Source organism: Salegentibacter maritimus (assembly GCF_016236915.1).
Classification (GTDB): Bacteria; Bacteroidota; Bacteroidia; order Flavobacteriales; family Flavobacteriaceae; genus Salegentibacter; species Salegentibacter maritimus.
On record NZ_JAEHOK010000011.1, the window covers coordinates 18,808 to 36,315 of the forward strand.

A 17,508-nucleotide genomic window follows, 5' to 3' on the forward strand; every position below is an offset into this window, starting at 1 on the left:
CTATCTATTTCGGGGGTTTGAAATAAAGTTATTAATATTTCCTTTTTTTGTTTAGTTCTTCCATTTCCTTTACAGCTTCCGGCGGAATCACCTTCATAAAGGAAGAGTGCTGCTCTATGGAGTATTCCAGTTTGTTTACAATCTCTTCTACCGAATCATTTTCATAATCTATTTGAAGCGGCTCTTTAATTTGCATGGTTTGTAGAATACCCCGTTTCTTAATCCTGATTCCTTTTTTATCAAAAGATCGTCTAAAGCCATCTATTACAATAGGGATTACAACAGGCTTATATTGTTTAATAATATGGGCTGTCCCCTTTCTAATAGGTTTAAAAGGTTTGGTTGTACCCTGAGGGAAAGTAATTACCCAACCGTCTTTTAAAGCTACCCCTATATTTTTGGTATCGTTAGGATTTACCTTACGCTCTACTTCCTGCCCTTTTGCCCGCCAGGTACGCTCTACACTTACAGCTCCTGCATAAGCCATTACCCTGGAAAGCAAACCCGCGTTCATGGTTTCTTTGGCAGCTACATAGTAAATATTAAGTTTAGGCTGCCAGATGTACCCAATGTTTTTTATGGTATCTACCCTGCCGCTTAAACTGGCGTTAAAAACGTGGAACATAGCTGTGACATCGGCAAAATAAGTTTGATGGTTAGAAACGAAAAGCACATTTGTTTCGGGAAGGTTTTTAATGATTTCTGAACCTTCAATGTTTAATTCATTAAAACCACGATAACGACGGTGGGTTAGCAATCCAAAAATACGGATAAGCCACTTTTTCAGAAATAAAATGTGTCCAAACGGATTTCTCTTTACTAATCCCATAGTTTAAATTTCAATTCTTACTTTCCCGTAAACCTATAGTTCCATTAGGTTAAGATTCCAGTTCACGATATCTAACCAATTAATTTTGAAACAGCGCGAACACTATTTAAATATCGATTATATAATAAAAATTAAGCCGCGCAAATATAGCAATTCTTAGGTTTTAGAAGCTCTTTCTAAATATTTCTCGTATTTCGCTAAGCATCATCCCGGTAGCTCCCCATACAATTTGTTCATTTAGTTTAAACGCCGGCACGCGCATTCTGCTGGCATAGCTGGTACTTAATTCTTCGGTCACAAAATTAGAATGATCTAAAAAGTGGTCTAAATCTACCTCTAAAATGCGTTCTACTTCGCTCTCCTGTGCAATTAAAGTTGGGGTTTCTTGCATAAAGCCCAAATAAGGCTGCACCCAAAAATTACTGGGCGGAATATACAAACGAGTAAGTTCCTTTATTACTTCTATTTTATTCCGGGGGATCCCAACCTCTTCCTCGGTTTCCCGTAATGCGGTTTGCTCAAGGCTCTCGTCTTCGGGCTCTACACGCCCGCCGGGAAAACCAATTTGATTAGAATGAACTCCTTTATAGGTTTTCCTTAGAATTAATACCAAATGCGTTTTCCCCAGGTTATTAGGATAAAAAACTGCCATAACACCCGCTTTATTAGGCTTAAGACTATTAATATCCAGGTTTTTCATAACCTCACGACGATTCCCCGGCACTAATTTATGATGCGCCTTTTCTCCCGGAAGTCCAATTTTTTTTAATTTTGGTACCCTGTCTTTAAAATCCTTAAAATCCATGAAAACCTCGCTTTCTATCTTATATCTTTTCCTAATTCTTTCTTTTGCAAGCTGTGAAGATAAGGAATCTTCCAGTAAAAACACCCTGGAAAGTGGCTCTACCAAAGAAGAAGTTACTAAGAAAACTTCAAAAATAGACTCTCTAAAAGCTAAATATTCTAAAAAAGAAGCAAAAGCTACTAAAGATGAAAAAGAAACCGATGATAGATTCCCTATTCCACAAGAGCAACTAATTCCATTTTTAACAGCATATGGAAAAGAAAACCCAGAAAACCATATTCGCATAATTACCAGTTTTGGAAATATTGAAGTAAAGCTTTATCACGACACGCCTTTACATCGTGCTAATTTTATAATGTTGGTAAAAAAAGACTATTTCAACAACACCTTTTTTCATCGTGTAGCCCCCGGCTTTGTAATTCAGGGTGGAAACTCAGATAATATAGCTACCCCAAGAAAACGTTCACAAATTGGCGATTACCTTATTCCAAGCGAATTTAAAGCCGGGCATAAACATACCTATGGAGCGTTTTCAGCAGCAAAATACAGCGAACAAAATGTGAGTAAAGCTTCTTCTCCCTTCGAGTTCTTTATTGTGATGGATAAAAATGGAACCCCGCACCTAAATAACGACCATACTGTCTTTGGGCGTGTTACCAAAGGAATGGATGTAGCTGAAAAAATCGCAAAAGTTAAAACCGGCCAGTCTGAATGGCCCATAGACAATGTAGAAATGGATATTGAAATTATAGACTAATTACAACCGCTGTGTATAATAGTTATAATCGCTAATTACTTGCTGTACAAATTCCATAGGGGCTTCCTGGGGTTGGGTTTCCAGTAATTCGGCCAATTTATCTGAAAGCGATAAAATAAGTTGGTGATTACGATTTATTTTAGCGGTTTGATACAAATTTTTAATATTCTGCACATCGGCATCTTTTAAAAGGCTTACCTGGGGATATTTGGGTTGATAGCCTTCGGGCAGGTCTACTCCTAGACTTCGACTTAAATTAGTTCTGGGTTTTTCTGAAATTACCGTTGTTTTTGCCGCAAGATCACCTAAACGCTGTCCTTTTCCATTAAGTAAAATAGTCACTACTGCAATAGCTCCACTACTAAGGGAAATATCTATAAAACGTAGTAGCCATCTAATTAAATACTCAGCGAAAGCAGGCCTGCTACCATCTAACTTTACCACCCTAATTTGCAAAGCGGCCTTACCAGGGGTTTGCCCATTATATAAACTTTCCCACAACAAATAATAAAGCAAGGTTGGAAGCCCCATTACCAAATAGTAAACCCATTGGCCCGCAGTATCTAACCCGGTACCTGCCAGTGCCAGTGAACTAATTACTATATAAACACCTATAATAAATACGTCTACTACAAATGCCAGTATACGGTCGCCCACGCTGGCAACATTCTGATTAATACTAATATTTTGAGCGGTTTCTATTTGAAAATTATCCATTTAATCTGTTTCTTTGAGTCTTAATAAAAGAAAACATGCGAGAGGCTGCTTTTATAAAGCAAAATAAGGATAAATGGCTGAGGTTTGAAAGCCTGCTTCAAAATAAAAACAACAGGGTACCGGCCGAACAGCTTTCTGATATTTATATTGAAGTTAGCGACCACTTAAGCTACTCTAAAACATTTTACCCTAAAAGCAACACTACTACTTATTTAAATCAATTAGCCGCTTCTGCACATCAAAGGATTTATAAGAACAAAAAGGAATCCCAAAACCGTTTTATCACGTTTTTTACAAAAGAATTCCCGTTATTCTTTTACAATTTTCAGAAACAATTATTACTTAGCTTTTTAATTTTCAGCCTTTTTTCTGCAGTAGGTGCATTTTCAGCAGCCTCAGATCATACTTTTGTAAGAGGTATTTTAGGAGATGCTTATGTAAATATGACCCTGCAAAATATCGCCGAAGGTGATCCTATGGCGGTGTACAAAAAAATGGCAGCTACAGATATGTTTCTGGGTATTACTATAAATAATATACGAGTCTCTTTAATGGCCTTTAGTATGGGGGTTCTAGCGGGCATAGGAACGGTTTTTATCTTAATGCAAAATGCGATAATGCTAGGCTCTTTTCAATATTTCTTTTACGATCAGGGTCTGTTATGGGAATCGGCCAGAACCATTTGGATTCATGGAACTATAGAGATTTCAGTAATAATAATTGCAGGATGCGCCGGTTTGGTACTTGGAAAAAGCATACTATTTCCGGGAACTTACACTCGTCTAAACTCGTTTACCAAAGGAGTGAAAAACGGACTTAAAATTGTAATTAGCACTGTTCCCTTTTTTATTATTGCCGGTTTCCTGGAGGGTTTTGTAACCAGACAAACCCAAATGCCAGATTGGTTGGCCATTTTAATAATTGGTAGTTCTTTAGCCCTTATTTTATTCTACTATATTTTTTACCCTCATATTTTACATAAAAAACAAATTCATGAAGCCAGATTACATTAATTTTAAGCAAGAGCGGGAAATTGGAGACATTATTAGTTATACCTTCAAATTTATTCGCGAAAACTATAAAGCCTATTTTAAAAGTATTGTACAAATAATCTGGCCTGCTTTTTTACTTTTAATTGCTGCGGTATCCTATTACACCTACAGCACCATAGGTAATACCTTTATGTTTAACCAGGATGGTGGTTTTTTTATAAGTTTTGGCTCACTGTTCATTGGCCTTCTTTTATATTTTGCTGTTATGAATGTGGCAGCCTTTCATTTTGTAAAATCATATGTACACAATAAAGGAGAGATAAACCAGGACGAAATTAAAAAGGGTGTTAAAACAGACCTGGGAAAAATGTTTGGGCTTGGAGCGATTACCTGGATTCTAATTTTCGTTGGACTTATAATTTTTATTATCCCCGGAATATATTTGAGTGTTCCCTTAAGTATTGCAGCCGCCGTTCTTGTTTTTAAAAACGAAAGTATTGGCGGTAGTATTTCTGAAGGTTTTCATTTAATAAAAAACAACTGGTGGATGAGCTTTATAAGCTTATTTCTTATTTGGCTTATCGTGTATGTTATAAGCTTTGTTTTTCAAATTCCGGTGCTTATTTACAGCTTTATTAAAATGTTTACGATAATGGAAGAAAACGCCGCTTCTGGCCCTAACGTCGCCGATATATTCGACTGGGTTTACCTAAGCTTAACTATTATATCTTCAGCCATTCAATATTTACTTTATGCCATCACGCCAATTGGGGTTGCGTTTGTGTATTATAACCTAAATGAGCAAAAATATTTTACCGGTGCCTACGAAAGCATTGAAAATCTTGGCAAAAACGATTAATGATTAAATTTCTGCTTTTTTTAAATTTATTTTTCTTCGGAAACTTTATTCCGCAGGAACAGTTGGGTACTAATGCGATAGACTTGAGTCAAAGCACACTCGAGCCCGCACTGGAGCAAGCTGATTTTGATTCGGAAAAAATTGAAGCATATAAAACTGAAAAAGCATTTGATTATTTAAAAAAAATTGAAGAAGATTCCTGGTGGACCCGCTTAAAACGTTGGCTAAACTTAAAATGGAACGCATTTTTGCAATGGCTTTTTGGCGATTACCAAACCAATGCTTTTTGGAGTGCTGTTCTACAGGCCCTGCCCTATCTATTACTTGTTTTGGTAATTGTAGTAATTACCTGGCTTTTTATTCGTTTAAACCCTGCAAATGCCGTTATGGCAGAGCCTATAAAGGGAACTATAAATCTTCAAAAAGAAGAAGAAATTGTAAAAACAGCTGATATTTCCTCCCTAATCGATCGGGCAATCGATGATGAAAATTACCGTTTGGCGGTTCGATATTTATATTTAAAAAGTCTTCGCATACTGGACAAAAACAAACACATATCTTATCGATTTCAAAAAACAAACGAAGATTATATTAATGAAATAAAGGAAACTAAAATAAAAGAACAGTTCATTAAAATTACCCGCTTGTACGATTTTATCTGGTATGGAGATTTTAACCTGTCTAAAGAACGTTTTACAAAGGTAAATGGGGAGTTTAAGAAAATGGAAGAAAGCTTAAAATCGGGAATTCATGAATAAAACATCAAAAGTATTTTTTGGTTTTTTCCTGCTCCTGGTTGTTTTCCTAACTTACCTTGAAGCTACCGAGCCCGAACCCGTAAACTGGACGCCCAGTTATATGAGCGATGATAAAATACCGCTTGGAAGTTTGGTTTTTTACGAAAGCTGGAAGAGTACACAAAAATGGGATCTGGAAGAAGTAAGCATTCCACCTTTCGAAAAACTTACCGATAGTCTTAAGAACGGCACTTATTTTTTCCTGAATAATGCTGCGGCTTTCGATACAGATGAATTGGATATTTTACTTAATTGGACGAGTAAAGGAAACGAATTATTTGTTTCGGCCAGAAATATAAGTCCGGCTTTACTGGATACGCTTCAACTGGAAACCAAAGTCTTTATTCCTAAAAACGATCTAAGCTCAAAACCCGAACTAAATTTTAAAAACACCGCTTTAAAAAACGAGACCGGATTTAAATTTACCAATGAATTTTCACCTCTTTATTTTGAGCAAAGAGATAGTAGCAATATTCATGTGCATGGGCTAATCAATATTCAGGGCGATGAAGGCAACAAACAGCCTAATTTTATAAGTGCAAGGTTTGGAGAAGGAACAATCTACCTGCATAGTACTCCTGAGGCCTTTAGTAACTACTTTCTTCTATCACAACAGAATTATGAATATGCAGAGAAAATTTTAGCCTACATAAACAAAAGGAATCCCGTATTTTTAGACAACTATTACAAGGCGGGAAAAAGTTTTTACGCTTCCCCACTTTATTTGCTCCTTAGCCAAAACCAACTTAAATGGGCTTATTATTTCTTATTGGCAGGCTGCATCCTTTTTATTCTTTTTGAAGGAAAGCGAAAGCAACGCGCAATTCCAATTGTAAACCCATTAAAAAACCAGAGTTATGAATACGCCAAAACCCTTGGCGATCTCTACCTGGAGGAAAAAGAATATGCTAAATTAATCTCTCAAAAAATCAATTTATTTTTAGAGTATATTAGAATAAATTATAGAATTTCAACCAAAAATATAGACGAAGAATTCTATATTTTACTGGCAGCAAAATCTGGAAACAGTATTGCTGACGGGAAGAAACTATTTAAAAAAATACAACACTTTTCTACTAAGAAGAATGCCGGCAAAACTGACTTTTTAGAACTTGCCGAAGCCATAAATAATTTTAAATCGCACTCCAATGGAAAATCAGGAAAATAAAGAAACCGAATCCCTAAATTTTGATAGTCGTATTCCTTTAGACGATCTCAAAGAAGCGGTTTCAAATTTAAAAAATCAACTAGCCAGGGTTATTGTTGGGCAAAATGAATTTGTAGAATTGCTAATAGCCGGATTGCTCTCCAACGGCCACGTTTTAATTGAAGGTGTTCCCGGTGTTGCCAAAACCTTAACGGCCAAACTATTCGCCAAAAGCCTAAATACCAATTTTAGCCGTATTCAATTTACACCAGATCTTATGCCGGGCGATGTCTTGGGAACATCGGTTTTAAATGCTCAAAAAAGCGAATTTGAATTTAAACCCGGTCCCATTTTTTCTAATATTGTTTTAATAGATGAGATTAACCGTGCCCCGGCTAAAACCCAGGCCGCTCTTTTTGAGGTCATGGAAGAACGTCAAATTACCATAGACGGGGTTCAGCATAATTTGGAGGCACCATTTATGGTACTGGCCACACAAAATCCAATAGAACAAGAAGGTACTTACGCTTTACCCGAAGCGCAACTAGACCGTTTTTTGTTTAAAATTGAAGTAGGCTACCCGGGACTTGATGATGAAATTGCTATACTAAAAACGCATCATGAGCGCAAAGGCTCCCAACCTATTTCTCAAATTGAAGCAATTTTAGACCCTAAAAACCTAAAAGAATTAAAGGATCAAATCCAGGAAATAATTATTGAAGAAAAGCTGATGCATTATATTGCCAGTATTGTAGGAAAAACCCGAAATCACTCACATATTTATCTTGGCGCTTCTCCCCGGGCTTCTATAGCTGTAATGAACGCTTCAAAAGCTTTTGCCGCCATTAACGGAAGAGATTTTGTGATTCCTGAAGACATTAAAAAAGTACTAAATCCTGTATTGGCCCACCGACTTATTATTAGTCCTGATAGGGAAATGGAAGGGGTTACCGCTAAAGAAGTAATAGAAATGATTTCCCAATCTGTAGAAATTCCACGTTAGTGCTAAAATTCTTCAAATCTTTATATCTAAACCAGCGTTTTTTCTATGCGATATTTACGCTCGCATTACTTTTTCTATTCTCTTATTTCTTTGAGAACCTATATGCGATAACCTGGGTTTTAAGCTTGATTTTATTCTTCTTTTTTCTAGCCGATTTAGTAAGTCTTTATAAAAACAACCAGGTAAACGCTGAAAGAATTCTACCTCAGAAGTTTTCAAATTCTGATGAAAACGACGTAGAAATTATTCTGGAGAATCATTATGGATTTTCGGTTATAGTAGAAATTATAGATGAAGTTCCCATACAATTTCAAAAGCGAGATTTTTTTAAACAATTAAAAATTACGGCCGGTGCTACCGAGAAATTCAGCTATTCCCTAAGGCCGGTTACCCGTGGTGAATATTTCTTCGGAAAACTTAATATCTACACCTCTACCAAAATAGGACTTGCAAAACGCAGAAGTATTTTTGGGAAAGACCAAATGCTTAAAGTCTACCCTTCATTCATTCAAATGAAAAAACTGGACTTTTTGGCGATAGATAATCGTTTATCACAGCCAGGCTTAAAGAAAATTAGGAGGATTGGTCATACTATGGAATTTGAACAAATTAAAGAATATGTGCCGGGAGACGATATAAGGACCATAAACTGGAAAGCTACTGCTAAACATGGCGATCTTATGGTGAACCAATTTCAGGATGAAAAAGCACAACCAATTTATTCCATAATAGATACCGGTAGGGTTATGAAAATGCCATTTAATGGTTTAAGCTTATTGGACTATGCTATTAACAGTAGCCTTGCTTTTTCTAATATTGCGCTTAAGAAAAAAGACAAAGTAGGTATGCTTTCTTTTTCCAAAAAAATTGAAAGTATACTTAAAGCCAATGCAAAATTAAGTCAGTTGCAACAAATTATGGAACGCTTATATGCTATTAATACACAGTTCCCCGATTCAGATTTTAGTATGCTATATAGCAATTTGCGTAAAAACATTCCGCAACGTAGTTTACTTATGCTCTATACTAATTTTGAGCATATTTCGGCATTAAAAAGACAGCTTCCATATTTACAAGCCATCAATAAAAAACATGTGCTGGTAGTTATATTTTTTGAAAATACAGCCTTAGATAAGGTTATATCAAGCAAGCCAAACAACACTACCGATTTAGCCCACCAGGTAATCGCTGAAAGCTTTGCGCACGATAAAAAATTAATGGCCGCTGAATTACGAAAACACGGCATTAACACCCTACTTACCAAACCTGAAGACCTTAGTATTAACGCAATTAACAAATATCTTGAAATAAAAGCACGCGGAATACTTTAGGCTATTCATTGCGCAAAACGAGAAACAAAATAATAAACTGCTTCAATTGCGCCTATATCCCAGATGATTATTTACATTTTCAGGTACTAAATAAAAAAATCACAGTTCAGTATTCAAAATTCACAATTCGGTAAAAAATAATAAGCAGGCAGCGTTCATCTATATAGTTTTGATATATAAACCAATAAAAACTATGTTATTATGAAAACAATTGCCATTTTAATTAGCCTATTCCTTAGCAGCTTAGCTTTTTGCCAGGAAAAAATAGGAACTATTACCGTAAACGTAGACAACCTCTCTTCGGAAAAAGGAATAATATATTTCGGACTTTTCACGGAAGCTAATTTTCTGAAAAAAGAGCCCCTAAAGGGAGAAGTAACTTTAATTAAAAACGGAATAGCTAAAGTAAGCTTTACTGAAGTTCCACCTGGCACCTATGCCATATCTGCCTATCATGATAAGAATGGAAATGAACGAATGGATTTTGATACAAATGGTGTTTCTCAAGAAAATTATGGAATCTCTAACAATCAAATAAATTTATACGGCCCACCTCTATGGGAAGATGCGAAATTTCAATTTGATGGTTCCCAAAAAGACATAAACCTTACATTTTAAAGCCAAAGAATATGAAATTAACATAGATAAAATCATATCTATATTAATTTATAATAGAAAAAACCAATACATTTGCAGTATTAATAAGCTTTCAATTTTATGACAATTACACAACTGCATTATGTATTGGCTGTGGCGGAACATAAAAATTTCACCAAAGCGGCTCAAAAGGTTTTTGTTACCCAGCCTACATTAAGTATGCAAATTCAAAAACTTGAAGAAGAACTGGATGTACAAATATTTGATAGAACAAAAAAGCCTATTCAATTAACCGAAACAGGCCAAAAAATTGTACAACAAGCCCGAAATATTGTAAACGAAAGCGATAGAATCCAAGACATCGTAGATCAACAAAAAGGTTTTGTAGGAGGTATTTTTAAGTTGGGAGTAATCCCCACGATAATGCCTACTTTACTGCCCATGTTTATCAATAATTTTATTAAAAAATATCCTAAGGTAAAGCTTAAAATAGAGGAGCTAAACACCGAAGCCATTATTGAGCGCTTAAGAGAAGGGCATCTAGATGCTGCCATTGCGGCAACACCTTTGGAATTACCGGGCATTAAGGAAAATGTACTTTATTACGAACCTTTTGTTGGTTATATTCCAAATGCACATAGGTTACACCATAAAGATAAAATTGAAATAAACGATCTTGATATAGATGATATGCTTCTTTTAGAGGATGGGCATTGTTTTAAAGATGGAATTATTAATTTATGCAAGTCGTCCCGAAATTATGACGAAGATCACTTTCAACTGGAAAGCGGTAGTTTTGAAACTTTAATCAAATTGGCAAATGAAGGATTGGGCATGACACTTCTACCTTATCTACATACACTAGATTTAAAGGACAACGAAAAGAAAAACCTAAGAATGTTTAAAGACCCTGTTCCCGCCAGGGAAGTAAGCCTTATCTACAATAGAAGTGAATTAAAAATGCAAATTATTGAAGCTATTAGAAGTACTATTGCCGGGGTTGTAAAAGGAGCTATTACTTTTCATAATGTAAATATTATAAGCCCGTTAAACAAAAACAAAACCTTTTAGAAATAGTATAACTAATGGAAAGAAAATCCAGTTGGTATTTTTTAGAAAAATGCCACTTGACCTCCGGCCATTAAAGGAAGTAATTAAAACTGAATTAGAGATTAAAAAGCGGCCCAAAAGCCGCTTTTTTTATGTTTTTAAAAGAATTAAACATTGATTAAGCTCTGGATTCTTAGTGGTTAAAGCAGTTATCCAGATACGTAATTCCTCTATTTCGTGAGGTAATAGTCTATGAAGTGCTTTTTTCACTTCCCTACAAAAAAGATTAGGATCAAAACTAACTTTGTCAAGCACAGTTTTGGTGTATTCAAACATCGCTCTCGCCATAATTTGAAAGATTTAGATTAGCGTTAGGTTTAAAAAAAAGAGTAGAAATTTAATAATAGGCTGTAGATTTTAGAATTTTCTAAAGATACTAAAAATTTCTAATTATCCTTTAGTTTCACAAGTGTTTAACGATTCTAAAAATTTCGATCGCCGCTAATAACATCTCCTATCCCGCCTAGAATACTACCTTCTCCTTTATCTTTTCCTCCACCTTGTGGCGCTGCCTGCCAAATCCTGTTAGCGAGACGGCTAAAAGGTAAAGATTGCACATAAACGGTTCCTGGGCCGGTTAGGGTTGCAAAGAAAAGTCCCTCTCCCCCAAAAATTGTATTTTTTATTCCGCCTACAAACTCTATATTATAATCTATATCCTGGGTAAAACCAATTATACACCCGGTATCTATTTTTAATTTCTCACCTGGAGATAATTCTTTTCTGGCCATAGTACCTCCTGCGTGAACAAATGCCATCCCGTCTCCCTCAAGTTTTTGCATTATAAAACCTTCACCTCCAAAAAAGCCACGCCCCAACCTTTTGCTAAACTCAATACCTACTGCAACCCCCTTAGCGGCACACAAAAAAGCATCCTTTTGGCAAATAAATTTATTTCCGTAACGTGTAAGATCTATAGGAATAATTTTTCCGGGATACGGCGAGGCAAAACTAATACGCTTTTTTCCCTGAATTTCATTACTAAAAATTGTCATAAACAAGCTTTCTCCCGTAAGCAAACGTTTTCCGGCCCCTAATACTTTTCCTAAAAAACCTTCATTTTCTTTCGCCCCATCTCCAAAAATAGTATCCATTTTTATGCCATCGTCCATCATCATAAAATTGCCAGCCTCGGCAATTACGGCCTCCCTCGGATCCAGTTCAAGTTCTACATATTGCATTTCTTCGCCAAAAATTTGGTAATCTATCTCATGTGCATTCATATTATTTTGCTTTAATAGTCCATTCAAATTCAAATACGGCAACCTGTTGCCCCGTGCTATTCATCCCGGTAGATTTCATCCAGAAAGTTTGCCCCTCTCCTGTCTCTAATGTTTTATTGATGGCCTCATCTATTAAATGACCATCATAACAGTAAAAGCTTATTTTTCCTGTGGCTTTTTTGGTAAACTGTGCACGATTCTGGGCTACCAACATAGAAATTTTTTTATTCGAATTTCTAATTTTCCCCATAACCAAAGCCCCGGTACTTAATTCGGCTGCCATTGCCTGCACTGCAAAATACATACTTTTAAATGGGTTTTGGTTTATCCATTTATGCTTTACAGTTACTTTACAGGTATTCTCTTCAATCTCACCAACCCGTACTCCACAAATCCAGGCACTGGGCAGTTTTAGCATTAAAAATTTATTGAGTTTACTCTTGTTTAATGTCATTATGAAGTATTTGGTTTAATAAAAGTATTCAAATTAATCAATATCCTTAGACTACAAAAATCATAAATTTATGTTAATATTTAGTACTATGCTTTGCAAAATACCTTCTTTTAGATATATATTTGTTATATAAATTATTAGGTTATGGATTTAAAGATAGCAAAAGAAGAAAAAACAATGGCCACAATCTTGCATTTGTCGGTCTTTTCGAAGTTTATCATTCCTTTGGGGAATTTTATTTTTCCATTGATCTTATGGTTAACTAAAAAAGAAAAGTCTTTTATAGATGAGCATGGCAGAAAAGCAATCAATTTTCAAATTAGTCTTTTTCTTTATACCATTCTTTTATTCTCCATAGGTTTGGCCATTGTGGTTTTCCAGGCCCTTAGATTAGGTCTTGATATGCCTATCGTAATTGGAGCCGAACAATTATATATAAACGAACTTGGGCAGGCAATCTCTATAGTTGTTACCATTGCTGTATTTGCCATTTTACTGGCTGCCTTATTTTTCCTGGAAATATTTGCTGTGATAAGTGCAAGTATAAAAGCCAGTAACGGAGAAAATTACTCTTTTCCTCTTTGCATCAACTTTATTGGAAAAGATTCAAATAATCATCAATTTACTAACCATCAACAATCAAAAAATGAACAGTTTAACAACCCTAAAAACCAAACGCTATGAAGATAGAAAACACCAAGGCTCAAATGCGTAAAGGTGTATTGGAATACTGCATTCTCTCGGTATTAAAAGATGAAGATGCGTATGTAGCCGAAATTCTAGACACGCTTAAAGACGCCAAATTACTGGTGGTTGAAGGTACAATTTACCCTTTATTGACCAGGCTAAAAAATGCAGGACTTCTTAGTTATCGCTGGGAAGAGTCCAGCAGCGGACCACCAAGAAAATATTACGGACTTACCGATACCGGAAAACTCTTCCTTAAGGAGCTTACCGGCACCTGGAACGAACTGCAAACCGCTGTTAATATTGTAACCACTCAAAAAAACAAGAATCATGAATAAGACAGTAAATATAAATCTTGCCGGTATATTCTTTCATATAGATGAGGATGCCTATACCAAACTGCAGCATTACCTGGACGCCATAAAACGTTCTTTTACCAATACCCAGGGAAGAGATGAAATTATAGCTGATATTGAAGCGCGTATTGCTGAACTTTTTAATGAGAAAAAGAAAGAAGACCGCCAGGTTATAGGACTTAAAGAAGTAGAAGAAGTAATTGCCATCATGGGTCAACCCGAAGATTATATGGTAGATGAAGAAATCTTTGAAGATGAACCGGCCGCGGCCAAAACCACAAAGTCTCCAGGCAAACAACTGTTTAGAGATACCGAACACTCTTATGTAGGTGGTGTTTCTTCAGGACTGGGACATTATTTGGGAATCGACTTTATTTGGGTGCGTTTACTCTGGATATTGCTTACTATTTTTTCCAGTGGGGCTTTTATTCTAATTTACATTGCCCTTTGGATCTTTGTTCCGGAAGCTAAAAGCACAGCCGATAAATTGGCTATGCGTGGCGAAGAAGTAACCATTAGTAATATTGAAAAAAAAATTCGTGAGGGTTTTGACAATGTTACCGGAAAAGTAAAAGATGTAGATTATCAAAAATACGGCAATCAGGCCAAAAGCGGTGCGACCTCTGCCGCAACGGCAATTGGTGATGTAATTGCCTTTATTTTAAAGGTTTTTGTCAAACTAATAGGTATTGTTCTAATAATACTGGCAGGTTCTGTATTAATTAGCCTGTTTGTAGGTTTGTTCACCGTAGGGACCTTTGGTATTATAGACGCTCCCTGGAGTAGTTATGTAGAAATGGCGGTTAGTGGTGCCCCACTCTGGCTATTATGGCTATTGAGTTTTTTAATTGTAGGAATTCCGTTTTTCTTCCTTTTTGTTTTAGGATTAAAAATCCTGGTAGGCAAATTAAAGTCTATTGGAACTCCTGCAAAATTGGTACTGCTTGGACTTTGGATACTCGCCCTGGTTGGAGCTGCAATTATAGGAATACAACAGGCAACACATCGTGCATTTGATGGGGAACAAGTTGTTACTGAAACGCTTCCTATTTCAGCAAACGATACTCTTTACCTCGCAATGCAGGGAAATTCTAATTACTCTTCCAGCATTTACAGAAGTTCAGAATTCAAAATAAAATATGATGAAAACGATGAAAAAGTATTGTATAGTTCAGATGTTCGTCTCATTGTAAAAGCTACTAAAGATTCACTTGCAAAATTAGAAGTAATAAAGTCGGCAGAGGGCAAAGATTACAAAGAGGCAAAAGACCGAGCTGAGAATATTACCTATAACACAAGTTTTAGCGGAGGTGAGCTATTATTAGACGGTTTTTTTACTTCCCCTGCTCAATATAAGTTTCGGGATCAGGAAGTAAAGGTTACGCTCTACCTTCCGGAAGGCACTACGCTCTTTGCAGATAATAACACCGGTAGCTTTCATAGAAACACCGATTATTGGGGAGATATATTAATTTCCGGTGATGAAGAAAAATACCTGAAAATCACCGAAGATGAAGCTATATGTGAAGACTGCCCAATTGAAGAATGGGATATGGAAAGTGAAGATGAATGGGACGAAGAAGGTGATTTTAACGCCCGAATTAATTCCGGGGAAGAAGAAGTTAATATTCAACTTAATACCAGCGGGGTAAAAATATATAAGACCCCGGTTGAAAACGACGAAACCAATAACCAAAATTAAAAATTATGATTCAACTAATTTTACAGGTACTATTGGTGGTCTTTAATTTAGGAGAGCCGGTAGTAGAAAATGAAAAGATGGTTAAAGATTATATAGAATGTCATCAATTTTTAGCCAGAAAGTGCACTATAAGCGTTTACGAATGCTAAGCAATTCTTAAAAGTCTCCTTCGGGAGGCTTTTTTATTATCTTTGCCATTAAAAATATTTTTGATGAAAAAACTACTTTTACTTTTCGGATCTATCCTGCTGGCTAGCTGTGGCAGTAATAAAATAACAGGAAGCGGCAATGTTACTACTGAAAAAAATCGTCTACCAGACTTTAATAGTGTAGAGTTAATTGGGAATTCTGACGTAAGACTTAAAAATGGAAATACCGCAATGATAGAAGTTGAAGCTGATGATAACCTGCACAGCATAATTCGTTCTGAAGTGGTAAACGGTACTTTATTTATAAAGCCCTCAAAAGAAATAGGCCGCAGTAAATCTCAGAAAATCACAATTACCTATCCTAAAAATCTTCAGCAAATAAACGTTGGAGGAAACATAGAATTAGAAGCCGAAGGAGAGCTTTACGCCGAGGAGCTTAAAATAACTGCTAAAGAAGGTGCAAAAATATATCTAACTCTTACAACCACTAAATTCGACCTTTACAACGAAGAAGATGCTGAAATAGAGTTAAACCTTACGGCAGAGAATGCTTATTTTCAGCTTAATGGTTCCAGTGAAATGGAAGCACTGGTAAATGCCCAAAAATTTAAGGTTGATACGTATGAAAAAGCAAAAGCTAAAATTGAAGGAGAAGTAAATGATCTTCAGCTTCGTTCTGAACATTCTTCAGTGTTCGATGGGAAAAAATTAAGCGCAAAAACGGCCGTAGTTATTGCCGAGGGTAAATCTAAAAACGAAATCGAGGTTTTAGAAACATTAACCCTTACCGCAAAAAATAGAAGTGAAATAGACCTTTATGCTAATCCTAAAGTAGAATTGTTAGAATTTTCTGAAAATGCAGTGTTATCTAAAAAAGATTAAACTTTTTTAAATACATTTAACTAAACCATTAAAACCAATAATTATGAAAATCGCTTTAAAATCTGTTTTAATACTATTGGCCTTAAGTTTAAGCTTTGTATCCTGTAGAGAGCAGGAAGAGGAAAAATCTGAAATAGAACAATTGGCCGAAGAAGAAGATGCAAAGGTTAAGGTAAAAGAAGATAAAATTAAGGTAAAGACCGATGACAAAAAGATCAAAATCAAAGAAGATGATGGCGAGATAAAGAAAAAAGTAAAAATTGATAATGACGACAACTAGTGAATTACTCTTAGTAAGTCAACATGGCATTAAATAAAGTTTTTTGCTTTTGGGGCAAGACTAACAACTTAGGTCCCGATTATCGAGTCAAATCTAAAAATTATTTTAAAAGTCCCATTTCCGGGGCTTTTTTTATGCGTATTTAGTATCTTAAATTAAAATTTAAAAAATGCATACAAAAGAGATATATACCGCAGGCGAAGAACTACGTGTAGCCAAGAAAGTCCTGGTTTTATTACACGGCCGTGGCGGAAGCGCCAAAGAGTTTCTCTCTTTGGCCAACCACTTAAACACTCCGGAATTTGCAATTTTAGCTCCTCAGGCTAAAGATTTCACCTGGTATCCAAATTCATTTCTGGCTCCTGTTGCCCAAAACCAACCAAGCTATGCTTCATCACTAGAACTGCTTAAAGAATTATTAAATGACATCAAAGAAACAGGAATCACTTCAGAAAATATATATTTTGCCGGCTTTTCGCAAGGTGCTTGTTTAAGCCTGGAGTTTGTAACACGTAATGCCCAGAAATTTGGAGGGGTAGCTGCATTTACAGGCGGACTTATTGGTGATAAAATTTATACCGAAAACTATTCGGGTAATTTTGAAGGAACTCCAATTTTTATAGGAAGTGGAGATCCAGACGCTCATGTCCCTGTAAGCCGTGTAAAAGAATCTGCTGAAATTTTAAAAAAGATGAATGCGAATGTTGAAGTTGAGATCTATAAAAATAGGCCGCACACTATTTCTGAAGATGAACTAAAACTCGCCAATCAATTTATATTTAAGTAAAATGCCTCGCAGTCCCGATAACTATCGGGATAAATATCGCCTAC

Annotated in this window: 22 protein-coding genes; 16 read left to right on the forward strand and 6 right to left on the reverse strand. The window is 35.8% G+C overall.

Annotation, left to right across the window (positions count from 1 at the left end; all coding sequences use genetic code 11):
* Positions 1-31 precede the first annotated feature (31 nt).
* Positions 32-829 carry a lysophospholipid acyltransferase family protein gene (locus I6U49_RS09585; protein WP_198628502.1) on the reverse strand — a complete coding sequence of 266 codons (798 nt, stop codon included), beginning with the start codon at positions 827-829 and terminating at the stop codon, positions 32-34.
* 163 nt (positions 830-992) lie between these two features.
* Positions 993-1,634, reverse strand: coding sequence for an NUDIX hydrolase (locus tag I6U49_RS09590; protein ID WP_198628503.1), 642 nt, complete (start codon positions 1,632-1,634; stop codon positions 993-995).
* On the opposite strand from I6U49_RS09590, the gene I6U49_RS09595 reads away from it, so the two are divergent.
* Positions 1,633-2,391: a peptidylprolyl isomerase gene (locus tag I6U49_RS09595; RefSeq protein ID WP_198628504.1), complete on the forward strand. Its 759-nt coding sequence runs from the start codon at positions 1,633-1,635 to the stop codon at positions 2,389-2,391. The genes I6U49_RS09590 and I6U49_RS09595 overlap by 2 nt on opposite strands.
* Here the strand turns inward: I6U49_RS09595 and I6U49_RS09600 are convergent, their stop codons facing one another.
* Positions 2,392-3,108 (reverse strand): RDD family protein, encoded by a 717-nt coding sequence (locus tag I6U49_RS09600; RefSeq protein WP_198628505.1) that lies wholly within the window; start codon positions 3,106-3,108, stop codon positions 2,392-2,394. It lies immediately after the preceding gene.
* A 35-nt stretch (positions 3,109-3,143) separates the two neighbouring features.
* Between I6U49_RS09600 and I6U49_RS09605 the strand changes: the two genes are divergently transcribed.
* The 8 genes from I6U49_RS09605 to I6U49_RS09640 all read left to right on the forward strand — a co-directional run bounded on the left by I6U49_RS09605 (position 3,144) and on the right by I6U49_RS09640 (position 10,905).
* Entirely contained in the window at positions 3,144-4,121 is a 978-nt protein-coding gene (locus I6U49_RS09605) for a stage II sporulation protein M (protein ID WP_193710868.1), read from the forward strand.
* Positions 4,102-4,959 (forward strand): hypothetical protein, encoded by an 858-nt coding sequence (locus I6U49_RS09610; RefSeq protein WP_198628506.1) that lies wholly within the window; start codon positions 4,102-4,104, stop codon positions 4,957-4,959. The genes I6U49_RS09605 and I6U49_RS09610 overlap by 20 nt, the downstream gene beginning before the upstream one ends.
* Entirely contained in the window at positions 4,959-5,717 is a 759-nt protein-coding gene (locus I6U49_RS09615; RefSeq protein WP_198628507.1) for a DUF4129 domain-containing protein, read from the forward strand. The genes I6U49_RS09610 and I6U49_RS09615 overlap by 1 nt, the downstream gene beginning before the upstream one ends.
* Entirely contained in the window at positions 5,710-6,924 is a 1,215-nt protein-coding gene (locus tag I6U49_RS09620) for a DUF4350 domain-containing protein (RefSeq protein ID WP_198628508.1), read from the forward strand. The genes I6U49_RS09615 and I6U49_RS09620 overlap by 8 nt, the downstream gene beginning before the upstream one ends.
* Positions 6,905-7,906, forward strand: a complete 1,002-nt coding sequence (locus I6U49_RS09625) for an AAA family ATPase (protein ID WP_198628509.1) — start codon at positions 6,905-6,907, stop codon at positions 7,904-7,906. Before I6U49_RS09620 ends, I6U49_RS09625 begins: the two co-directional genes overlap by 20 nt.
* Positions 7,906-9,237: a DUF58 domain-containing protein gene (locus tag I6U49_RS09630; protein ID WP_198628510.1), complete on the forward strand. Its 1,332-nt coding sequence runs from the start codon at positions 7,906-7,908 to the stop codon at positions 9,235-9,237. Before I6U49_RS09625 ends, I6U49_RS09630 begins: the two co-directional genes overlap by 1 nt.
* A 201-nt stretch (positions 9,238-9,438) precedes the next feature.
* Positions 9,439-9,855 (forward strand): DUF2141 domain-containing protein, encoded by a 417-nt coding sequence (locus I6U49_RS09635; RefSeq protein WP_198628511.1) that lies wholly within the window; start codon positions 9,439-9,441, stop codon positions 9,853-9,855.
* A 99-nt stretch (positions 9,856-9,954) separates the two neighbouring features.
* Positions 9,955-10,905, forward strand: coding sequence for a LysR family transcriptional regulator (locus tag I6U49_RS09640; protein WP_198628512.1), 951 nt, complete (start codon positions 9,955-9,957; stop codon positions 10,903-10,905).
* 129 nt (positions 10,906-11,034) lie between these two features.
* Here the strand turns inward: I6U49_RS09640 and I6U49_RS09645 are convergent, their stop codons facing one another.
* The 3 genes from I6U49_RS09645 to I6U49_RS09655 all read right to left on the reverse strand — a co-directional run bounded on the left by I6U49_RS09645 (position 11,035) and on the right by I6U49_RS09655 (position 12,621).
* A complete protein-coding gene (locus I6U49_RS09645) occupies positions 11,035-11,232 on the reverse strand; it encodes a hypothetical protein (RefSeq protein WP_193710860.1) in 198 nt (65 codons plus the stop codon).
* Between the two features lie 134 nt (positions 11,233-11,366).
* On the reverse strand, positions 11,367-12,167 hold the full coding sequence (locus I6U49_RS09650; protein ID WP_193710859.1) for a TIGR00266 family protein: 801 nt from the start codon (positions 12,165-12,167) through the stop codon (positions 11,367-11,369).
* Between the two features lies 1 nt (position 12,168).
* Positions 12,169-12,621, reverse strand: a complete 453-nt coding sequence (locus I6U49_RS09655) for a DUF4442 domain-containing protein (protein ID WP_198628513.1) — start codon at positions 12,619-12,621, stop codon at positions 12,169-12,171.
* A gap of 144 nt (positions 12,622-12,765) precedes the next feature.
* Between I6U49_RS09655 and I6U49_RS09660 the strand changes: the two genes are divergently transcribed.
* The 7 genes from I6U49_RS09660 to I6U49_RS09690 all read left to right on the forward strand — a co-directional run bounded on the left by I6U49_RS09660 (position 12,766) and on the right by I6U49_RS09690 (position 17,464).
* A complete protein-coding gene (locus tag I6U49_RS09660; protein ID WP_198628514.1) occupies positions 12,766-13,305 on the forward strand; it encodes a DUF4870 domain-containing protein in 540 nt (179 codons plus the stop codon).
* Positions 13,302-13,646 carry a PadR family transcriptional regulator gene (locus I6U49_RS09665; protein ID WP_057480798.1) on the forward strand — a complete coding sequence of 115 codons (345 nt, stop codon included), beginning with the start codon at positions 13,302-13,304 and terminating at the stop codon, positions 13,644-13,646. The genes I6U49_RS09660 and I6U49_RS09665 overlap by 4 nt, the downstream gene beginning before the upstream one ends.
* The gene (locus I6U49_RS09670; RefSeq protein WP_198628515.1) at positions 13,639-15,366 is read left to right on the forward strand and encodes a PspC domain-containing protein; all 1,728 of its coding nucleotides are present in this window, start codon (positions 13,639-13,641) and stop codon (positions 15,364-15,366) included. Before I6U49_RS09665 ends, I6U49_RS09670 begins: the two co-directional genes overlap by 8 nt.
* 5 nt (positions 15,367-15,371) lie before the next feature.
* On the forward strand, positions 15,372-15,515 hold the full coding sequence (locus I6U49_RS09675; protein ID WP_198628516.1) for a hypothetical protein: 144 nt from the start codon (positions 15,372-15,374) through the stop codon (positions 15,513-15,515).
* A gap of 63 nt (positions 15,516-15,578) precedes the next feature.
* Positions 15,579-16,397 carry a GIN domain-containing protein gene (locus I6U49_RS09680; RefSeq protein ID WP_198628517.1) on the forward strand — a complete coding sequence of 273 codons (819 nt, stop codon included), beginning with the start codon at positions 15,579-15,581 and terminating at the stop codon, positions 16,395-16,397.
* Positions 16,398-16,440: 43 nt separating this feature from the next.
* The gene (locus tag I6U49_RS09685) at positions 16,441-16,677 is read left to right on the forward strand and encodes a hypothetical protein (RefSeq protein ID WP_198628518.1); all 237 of its coding nucleotides are present in this window, start codon (positions 16,441-16,443) and stop codon (positions 16,675-16,677) included.
* Between the two features lie 169 nt (positions 16,678-16,846).
* Complete coding sequence (locus I6U49_RS09690) at positions 16,847-17,464, forward strand: alpha/beta hydrolase (protein ID WP_198628519.1); 618 nt, start codon at positions 16,847-16,849, stop codon at positions 17,462-17,464.
* The last annotated feature ends 44 nt before the right edge of the window (positions 17,465-17,508 follow it).

What these genes read in the sequence shown, in the direction of transcription:
- I6U49_RS09620 (WP_198628508.1), top strand. Translation starts at nt 5,710, where the DNA reads ATGAATAAAACATCAAAAGTATTTTTTGGTTTTTTCCTGCTCCTGGTT.
- I6U49_RS09650 (WP_193710859.1), bottom strand. Translation starts at nt 12,167, where the DNA reads ATGAATGCACATGAGATAGATTACCAAATTTTTGGCGAAGAAATGCAA.
- I6U49_RS09635 (WP_198628511.1), top strand. Translation starts at nt 9,439, where the DNA reads ATGAAAACAATTGCCATTTTAATTAGCCTATTCCTTAGCAGCTTAGCT.
- I6U49_RS09595 (WP_198628504.1), top strand. Translation starts at nt 1,633, where the DNA reads ATGAAAACCTCGCTTTCTATCTTATATCTTTTCCTAATTCTTTCTTTT.
- I6U49_RS09685 (WP_198628518.1), top strand. Translation starts at nt 16,441, where the DNA reads ATGAAAATCGCTTTAAAATCTGTTTTAATACTATTGGCCTTAAGTTTA.
- I6U49_RS09585 (WP_198628502.1), bottom strand. Translation starts at nt 829, where the DNA reads ATGGGATTAGTAAAGAGAAATCCGTTTGGACACATTTTATTTCTGAAA.
- I6U49_RS09665 (WP_057480798.1), top strand. Translation starts at nt 13,302, where the DNA reads ATGAAGATAGAAAACACCAAGGCTCAAATGCGTAAAGGTGTATTGGAA.
- I6U49_RS09670 (WP_198628515.1), top strand. Translation starts at nt 13,639, where the DNA reads ATGAATAAGACAGTAAATATAAATCTTGCCGGTATATTCTTTCATATA.
- I6U49_RS09605 (WP_193710868.1), top strand. Translation starts at nt 3,144, where the DNA reads ATGCGAGAGGCTGCTTTTATAAAGCAAAATAAGGATAAATGGCTGAGG.
- I6U49_RS09655 (WP_198628513.1), bottom strand. Translation starts at nt 12,621, where the DNA reads ATGACATTAAACAAGAGTAAACTCAATAAATTTTTAATGCTAAAACTG.
- I6U49_RS09640 (WP_198628512.1), top strand. Translation starts at nt 9,955, where the DNA reads ATGACAATTACACAACTGCATTATGTATTGGCTGTGGCGGAACATAAA.
- I6U49_RS09660 (WP_198628514.1), top strand. Translation starts at nt 12,766, where the DNA reads ATGGATTTAAAGATAGCAAAAGAAGAAAAAACAATGGCCACAATCTTG.
- I6U49_RS09615 (WP_198628507.1), top strand. Translation starts at nt 4,959, where the DNA reads ATGATTAAATTTCTGCTTTTTTTAAATTTATTTTTCTTCGGAAACTTT.
- I6U49_RS09645 (WP_193710860.1), bottom strand. Translation starts at nt 11,232, where the DNA reads ATGGCGAGAGCGATGTTTGAATACACCAAAACTGTGCTTGACAAAGTT.
- I6U49_RS09600 (WP_198628505.1), bottom strand. Translation starts at nt 3,108, where the DNA reads ATGGATAATTTTCAAATAGAAACCGCTCAAAATATTAGTATTAATCAG.
- I6U49_RS09590 (WP_198628503.1), bottom strand. Translation starts at nt 1,634, where the DNA reads ATGGATTTTAAGGATTTTAAAGACAGGGTACCAAAATTAAAAAAAATT.
- I6U49_RS09625 (WP_198628509.1), top strand. Translation starts at nt 6,905, where the DNA reads ATGGAAAATCAGGAAAATAAAGAAACCGAATCCCTAAATTTTGATAGT.
- I6U49_RS09610 (WP_198628506.1), top strand. Translation starts at nt 4,102, where the DNA reads ATGAAGCCAGATTACATTAATTTTAAGCAAGAGCGGGAAATTGGAGAC.
- I6U49_RS09680 (WP_198628517.1), top strand. Translation starts at nt 15,579, where the DNA reads ATGAAAAAACTACTTTTACTTTTCGGATCTATCCTGCTGGCTAGCTGT.
- I6U49_RS09675 (WP_198628516.1), top strand. Translation starts at nt 15,372, where the DNA reads ATGATTCAACTAATTTTACAGGTACTATTGGTGGTCTTTAATTTAGGA.
- I6U49_RS09690 (WP_198628519.1), top strand. Translation starts at nt 16,847, where the DNA reads ATGCATACAAAAGAGATATATACCGCAGGCGAAGAACTACGTGTAGCC.